The following is a 693-nucleotide window of genomic DNA, read 5'->3' on the forward strand; positions in this document are numbered from 1 at the left end:
TCCGAATGATAACTTTAATGGTGCTGTTCCTCTAATTACTTACATTGTTACTGACGGTGCAGGTGACACTCAGAGTTCTACCCTAACCATTTCAGTAACACCGGTTTCTGATTTAAGTGATGATAATGAAACTGTCACTGTTGCAGAAGATACAACCGCCACAGGCAATGTTTTAGACAATGCAGAAACAGCAGACGGTCCACTAACTGTCACCAGCTTTACTGTTGATGGTAATACGTACAATGCAGGTGACACGGTAAGTCTTGCTGAAGGCGAACTCACTTTAAATGCAGATGGTAGTTATACTTTTATACCGAATGATAACTTTAATGGTGCTGTACCCGTTATTACATATACTGTCACAGATGGTGCTGGTGATACCGAAAGTTCTACGCTAACAATTTCAGTGACACCAGTTTCTGATCTGAGCGATTATAATGAGAATGTCACTGTCGCAGAAGATACAACCGCAACAGGTAATATCCTTGATAATGCTGAAACAGCCGATGGTCCACTCACGGTAACGAGCTTTACGGTTGGTGGGAATACGTATAATGCAGGTGATACCGTTATTCTCACTGAAGGTGAGTTAACTTTAAATACCGATGGTAGTTATACCTTCACACCTAATGATAATTTCAACGGTGCTGTTCCTGTTATTACATATACAGTTACCGATGGTGCTGGTGACAC

1 protein-coding gene is annotated in these 693 nt (G+C 41.3%); it reads left to right on the forward strand.

The genetic code is table 11. The annotated features are described in order from the left end of the window. Positions 1–693: tandem-95 repeat protein (locus H4J76_RS20330; protein ID WP_182231145.1), on the forward strand; the 693-nt coding region annotated here is incomplete at both ends.

This window comes from Colwellia sp. BRX9-1 (assembly GCF_014077195.1).
Lineage (GTDB): Bacteria > Pseudomonadota > Gammaproteobacteria > Enterobacterales > Alteromonadaceae > Colwellia_A.